The sequence below is a fragment of the Streptomyces sp. NWU339 genome (genome assembly GCF_003143855.1).
Taxonomy (GTDB): domain Bacteria; phylum Actinomycetota; class Actinomycetes; order Streptomycetales; family Streptomycetaceae; genus Streptomyces.
This window is the reverse complement of sequence record NZ_QFRK01000117.1, coordinates 1-4,881: the sequence shown is the minus strand read 5'-3', so window position 1 is coordinate 4,881 and position 4,881 is coordinate 1. Positions and strand designations below refer to the sequence as shown.

The window sequence follows — 4,881 nt, the reverse complement described above, 5'->3', positions numbered from 1 at the left end:
ACCATGGAGGGYGCGGCGTCCGCCGCGTCGACGCCGCTGCGGACCGCACCCTCCATGGTCGCGGGCCACCCGGTGGCGGTCCACGCTCCGGCCAGATACAGGCCGGGGGCCTTGGTGCGGGCGCCGGGCCTGAGCCGTCCGACGCCGGGGGCGGGAACGAACGTGGCGGTGCGCTCCCGGGTGACGAAGAAGTCCCGTACGCCGGCTCCGCGGGTGCGCGGCAGCAGCCGTTCCAGTTCGGGCAGATAGCGTGCGCGCAGCGCGGCCACCGGCTCGTCGATCTCGTTCTGCGCGACCGACTGCGACACGGCCAGGTACTGCCCCTGCCGCAGGCCGGACGCCTCGGTGCGGTCGAAGACCCACTGCACGGGGCTGCCGAGGGCCGCGAAGAAGGGCCGGGCGAGCACCTTGCGGTCGTAGACGACGTGGACGTTGAGGATCGGCGCGGTGCCGATGCGGAGCAGCCGCTCCGGCTCGTCGAGCGCTCCCGCGGGCAGCAGGTCGTGCGCCTCGCGCTGCGGTACGGCGAGGACGACCGCGTCCGCCTCGAGCGTCTCGCCGGGAACCCGGACGCTCCACCCCGCGTCGCCGTGCGGGGAGACGGAGGTGACGCGGGTACGGACCTCGGTACGGACGCCCGCGGAGTCCAGCGCCTTACGGGCCAGCCGGTCGTGCAGGTCGCCCAGCGGGACATGGGCCCAGCCGATGTCGGCGGCGCCCGGGTCGGACAGCAGTCCGGTCTTGAACACCATCGCGGCGAGCGCCAGGGAGGAGTCGCCCGCGACCGCGTTGAGGGTGGCGACCCCGACCAGGTCCCACAGTGCCTCGACGGCGCGCGCCGACTGGCCGTGCGCGGCCAGCCAGCTGCCGAAGTCCTGGTCGTCGAGGGCCGGATCGGCGAGGTCGAGCCCCTTGAGCGCGAGTGCGGCCCGGCCCACCCCGGCCCGCTCGGCGAGCGAGAGGTGCGGGTACGTGGCGAGGCTGCGCCCCAGGTGCAGGGGTACGGGCAGCGCGTCGCGGCGCAGCCGACCGAGCCGTCGGCCCTCGGGCCGGTCGGCGTCGAGAACGGGGACGTCGAGACGATTCTGCAGCGGTGCCAGGGCCGCTCCGCCGATCCGGTCGAGGAACCAGCGGTAGGCGGTGCAGCAGCGCAGGTACACGTGCTGGCCGTTGTCGACGGTCAGGTCGCCGCGCTGGAAGGAGAAGGCGAGCCCGCCGAGCCGCGGTCGGCCCTCGAGCAGGCTGACGCGCACTCCGGCGTCGGCGAGCGCGAGCGCGGCGGTGACTCCGGCGAGCCCGCCGCCGATCACGACGGCATGCCGTCCCGCCGGTGCCCGATCGCCGGCGAGTGAGCCTTCGGGCCTGTTGACACGGGTCATGGTGCGCCCTTTCCTGACCGGCTGCCGTACGGCCCGGACGGTGTGCGGACGGCCGTCTCAGTACGGGACGCGGCGTCGCGGCGGAGGGTTGCCCGCCGCTTCCCGGCGGGGGTGCCGACTGGGAGCGGTGTGTCCATCAGGCACGCCTCCTGACGGTCCGCCGGGTCGCGTTGCGGGTGTCCAGGCCGGAGAGGCCGCGCACCGCGACGTAGGCCTTCTCCCGCCCGGGGAGGGAGACCCGGCCGCGCAGCACGGCCTCGGGCTCGCGCTCGATGCGGTCGAGGAGGCGGCGGTAGATGCCGGCCATGGCGGCGACACAGGCACCGCTGCGCCGGTCGAGCATGGGCAGCAGCCGGTAGCCCTCGGCGAACAGGGCGCGGGCTCTGCGCACTTCGAAGTGGACGAGGCCCGCGAAGTCGGAACCCTGCGGCGGGGTCGGCCCGCTGAACCCGGCCGCGCAGCCGAACTTGGCGAGGTCGTCGGCGGGCAGGTACGTGCGACCGCCCTCGGCGTCCTCCCTGACGTCCCGGAGGATGTTGGTGAGCTGGAGCGCGAGCCCCAGCGTGTCGGCGTACTCGGCGGCGCGCTCGACTCCCCGCGCGCCGGGTTCCGTACCGAAGACGCCGAGGGAGACGCGCCCGATGGCACCCGCGACGCAGCGGCAGTAGACCTTCAGGTCGTCCCAGGTCTCGTAGGTCTCGCCGCGCACGTCCATCTGGACGCCGTCGAGGAGTTCGTCCAGGCCGCCGAGCGGAATCGGGAACCGCTGTGCGGCGTGCGCCAGGGCGACGGCGACCGGGTCGGTGTCGTCCTCGTCGACCGCGCCGTTCCGGATCCGGGTGAGCAGCGCCCGGGTGTCCTCGAGCCTGGCGACCTTGACGTCGTCCGCCAGCGGGCCGTCGCCGATGTCGTCGACGCGCCGGGAGAGCGCGTACAGCGCGGACATCGCGCGCCGCTTGGGCGTCGGCAGCAGCCGGATACCGTAGGCGAAGTTGCGGGCCTGCTGTCCGGTGACGGCCTCGCAGTACCGGTATGCGGCGAGTACCGGTGCTGACGCGTGTGCTTCCGATTCCACGGTCCGGATCACCCCTCTCCTCGCAGCGTCATGCCCACCTCGCGCAGCAGCCGGACCTTGCCGGGCTTGGGCGGGCCGGTGAGTACGTCGTATTCGGCGGCGGCGATGGCGCCGAGGGCCGCCCTTCCCCCTGCCACGAATCCCGCGAGCAGCAGTTTCAGCCTGCCGTGGACGCCGGCCACGAGGGGCTCGCCCTCCTCCAGGAGGTCCCGGGCGCGTTGCGCCTGGAACGCGATCAGCGCACGCACCGGCGCGCCGGCGTGCGACGCGGCGAGGTCCGCCTCCTGGACGTGGAAGCGCTTCATGTCCGCGGCGGGCAGGTAGACGCGGTCGCGGCCGAGGTCCTCGGCGACGTCCTGGAGGTGCTCGACGATCTGGAGGGCGGTGCAGACGGCGTCGGAACGGCGGATCCGCTCGGGGCTCGCGGTGCCGGTCACGGCGAGGACGAGACGGCCGACGGGGTTGGCCGACAGCGCGCAGTAGGCGAGCAGGTCGTCGTAGGTCTCGTAGCGGCTGACGATCTGGTCCTGGCGGTTGGCGGCGATCAGGCCCAGGAAGGGTTCCGGGGTCAGGGCGTGGCGGCGGACCGTCGGCTGGAGCCCGCGCAGCAGCGGATGGCGCGGGACGTCGTCGAACACCCGGTGCAGATCCGCCTCGACCGCGTCCAGCAGCGCCGTTCGGTCATCGGCCCGTTCGGGGGCGACGCCGAGCAGCCGGGCGTCGGCTCCGCCGGGAGCCAGGTCGCCGTCGCCGATGTCGTCGACCAGCCGGGCGTAGCCGTAGACCGCCATCAGGTCGTCACGCCAGGCCCTGGGCAGGAAGAAAGGCGCCACCGGGAAGTTCTCGGCGGCGGCCTTGTCGAGGGTGGCGCGCTCGGGGTCGACGCCGCGCGGCGTGCCGGTTCGCGTCATCGAGGGCTGCCCTGGGCGGGGACGACACATGCTGCGTTCAGCAGGGGAGCCTCCGTAGCCATTGCCGTCACATCTCCCGTTCTACACTGCCGACCCAATTCACACTATTTCGGACACGCCGCTCACGCTTCCGGCGGAGGGGACCGCCGGGCGGCGTCGCGCGTTATGGCCCTGATTGCCGTCTTTAGGCACCGCTACAGCTTACGTTGTACAACGCGATACCGACCGCCGGGGTGTCCCGTGCATCACGACAACGCACCGATTGGCGTCAAGATTCCTATGCGGGGCTGGAGTTGACGCTTCCTTGGCAGACGCCGGGGCCTGGCGGACCCCGGCGTGCCAGGCTACTTCCCGGCGAACTTCTCGTACTCCTTGAGTACCTCGTCGGTCGGCCCGTCCAGGCGCAGCTCGCCCCGCTCCAGCCACAGGACGCGGTCGCAGGTGTCCCGGATCGACTTGTTGTTGTGGCTGACCAGGAAGACGGTGCCGGCCTCCTTGCGCAGCTCCCGGATGCGCGCCTCGGAACGCTTCTGGAACTTGCGGTCGCCCGTGGCCAGCGCCTCGTCGATCATCAGGACGTCGTGGTCCTTGGCGGCGGCGATGGAGAAGCGCAGCCGGGCGGCCATGCCGGAGGAGTAGGTGCGCATCGGCAGGGTGATGAAGTCGCCCTTCTCGTTGATCCCGGAGAAGTCGACGATCTCCTGGTAACGCTCCCGGACCTGCTCGCGGGACATGCCCATGGCGAGCCCGCCCAGTATGACGTTCCGTTCACCCGTCAGGTCGTTCATCAGGGCCGCGTTGACGCCGAGCAGGGAGGGCTGGCCGCCGGTGTAGACCTTGCCCTTCTCGGCGGGCAGCAGACCGGCGATGGCCCGCAGCAGGGTCGACTTGCCCGAGCCGTTGGAGCCGATCAGGCCGATGGCCTCGCCCCGGTAGGCGACGAAGGAGACCCCGCGCACGGCGTGCACCGTGCGCACGCCCCGTGCCGCGTCGTCCTTGCCCCGCCGGATCATGCGGCTCAGCGCCGCCGTGGCGCTGCCTTTGCCGCCCCTGGCCCCGTTGACGCGGTAGACGATGTGCAGGTCGTCCGCGATGACGGTGGGCATGCGCGGGTCCGTGTTCGCGTCAGCCACGACCGTAGGTCTCCTCGGCCTTCCAGAAGTAGACGAAACCGATCACCCCGGCCAGCAGCGCCCAGCCCACCGCGACCGCCCACACGTGCGGCGGCAGATACGCGGAGCCGTAGCCGTCGATCAGCGCGAAGCGCACCAGGTCCATGTAGACCGCGGCCGGGTTCCACTGCAGCACGTCGGCCAGCCAGCCCGGCACGTCCTTGTCGGCCAGCATCGCCGGAATGCTGAACATCACCCCCGAGGCGTACATCCAGGTGCGCAGCACGAACGGCATCAGCTGGGCCAGGTCCGGCGTCCGGCTGCCGAGCCGCGCGAAGAGCAGCGCCAGCCCGGTGTTGAAGACGAACTGCAGCCCCAGCGCGGGCACCACCAGCAGCCAGGAC

Annotated in this window: 6 protein-coding genes; all 6 read right to left on the bottom strand. The window is 72.4% G+C overall.

The genetic code is table 11. The features are described 5' to 3' along the window. Positions 1–1,379 (bottom strand): hydroxysqualene dehydroxylase HpnE (hpnE, locus tag DIZ27_RS43505; protein ID WP_109383790.1); only part of this gene is annotated, 1,379 nt, incomplete at its 3' end. Next, a complete protein-coding gene (locus tag DIZ27_RS49130; protein ID WP_375232083.1) occupies positions 1,376–1,516 on the bottom strand; it encodes a DUF6380 family protein in 141 nt (46 codons plus the stop codon). The genes DIZ27_RS49130 and hpnE, both read right to left, overlap by 4 nt. After that, positions 1,516–2,466 carry a presqualene diphosphate synthase HpnD gene (gene hpnD, locus DIZ27_RS43500; protein ID WP_109383789.1) on the bottom strand — a complete coding sequence of 317 codons (951 nt, stop codon included), beginning with the start codon at positions 2,464–2,466 and terminating at the stop codon, positions 1,516–1,518. Before hpnD ends, DIZ27_RS49130 begins: the two co-directional genes overlap by 1 nt. Then, complete coding sequence (hpnC, locus tag DIZ27_RS43495) at positions 2,463–3,365, bottom strand: squalene synthase HpnC (RefSeq protein WP_109383788.1); 903 nt, start codon at positions 3,363–3,365, stop codon at positions 2,463–2,465. The genes hpnD and hpnC overlap by 4 nt, the downstream gene beginning before the upstream one ends. Positions 3,366–3,709: 344 nt before the next feature. Next, the gene (locus DIZ27_RS43490) at positions 3,710–4,471 is read right to left on the bottom strand and encodes an ABC transporter ATP-binding protein (protein ID WP_375232084.1); all 762 of its coding nucleotides are present in this window, start codon (positions 4,469–4,471) and stop codon (positions 3,710–3,712) included. A 19-nt stretch (positions 4,472–4,490) separates the two neighbouring features. Next, the coding region (locus DIZ27_RS43485; protein ID WP_181384014.1) for an ABC transporter permease at positions 4,491–4,881 on the bottom strand (391 nt) is incomplete at its 5' end.